This is a genomic window from Mesorhizobium sp. M7A.F.Ca.CA.001.08.2.1 (assembly GCF_003998455.1).
Lineage (GTDB): Bacteria > Pseudomonadota > Alphaproteobacteria > Rhizobiales > Rhizobiaceae > Mesorhizobium > Mesorhizobium ciceri.
In genome coordinates this window covers 1-769 of the sequence record NZ_RZPW01001324.1, presented here as the reverse complement: position 1 = coordinate 769, position 769 = coordinate 1, and the positions used below count along the sequence as shown (strand labels likewise).

At 61.0% G+C, this 769-nt stretch carries 1 protein-coding gene and 1 pseudogene; one reads left to right on the top strand and one right to left on the bottom strand.

Features of this window, described 5'->3' with window-relative positions; genetic code table 11:
* Window positions 1-596: EscU/YscU/HrcU family type III secretion system export apparatus switch protein (locus tag EN914_RS37160; protein WP_127389770.1), on the top strand; the 596-nt coding region annotated here is incomplete at its 5' end.
* On the opposite strand, the pseudogene EN914_RS38885 reads toward EN914_RS37160, so the two are convergent.
* Window positions 560-769 (bottom strand): annotated as a pseudogene (locus EN914_RS38885) (hypothetical protein); the annotation flags it as partial. The gene EN914_RS37160 and the pseudogene EN914_RS38885 sit on opposite strands and share 37 nt — an antisense overlap.

The window sequence follows — 769 nt, the reverse complement described above, 5'->3', positions numbered from 1 at the left end:
GCTTCACCCTGTCGGAAGACCACCGCAAGCTGCTCGCAGGCATGATCACCAATCCGGTCGCCTTCGGTCTCGTCATCCGCGGCATCGCCGTCGACATCCTGGTGGCCATCGTCTTCGTCATGGGGCTGATCGCGGCAGTCGACATCGTCTGGTCGCGCTTCCACTGGAAGCAGGATCTGCGCATGAGCAAGCAGGAGGTCAAGGACGAGTTCAAACAGTCCGAGGGCGACCCGATCGTCAAGTCGCGGCTGCGCTCCCTGGCGCGCGACCGGGCGCGCAAACGGATGATGACGGCTGTGCCGCGCGCGACGCTGATCATCGCCAACCCGACGCACTTCTCGATCGCGCTGAAATATGTGCGCGACGAGGACTCGGCGCCCATGGTGCTGGCCAAGGGCCAGGATCTGGTGGCGCTCAAGATTCGTGAGATCGCGCGGGAACACAACATCCCGATCTTCGAGGACGTGGCGCTCGCCCGCTCCATGTACAAGCAAGTTTCGGTCGATAATGTGATCCCGTCACAATTCTACCAGGCCGTCGCCGAACTGGTGCGGATCGTCTACTCGAAAAAGGCTGAGCGCAGACAGATTTCATGAACCGGCAACCGCACGCAAAATCCCGCGAGATCATCGTCGCCAGCGCCATCGAGCAGGTGGTGGGCGAACTGAGGCTGATCGATGTCGCCGACTACATCGCCTTTATCCGACAGGCATGCGAAATGCTCCAGTCGGATAAAGGCGATGTAGTCGGCGACATCGATCAGCCTCAG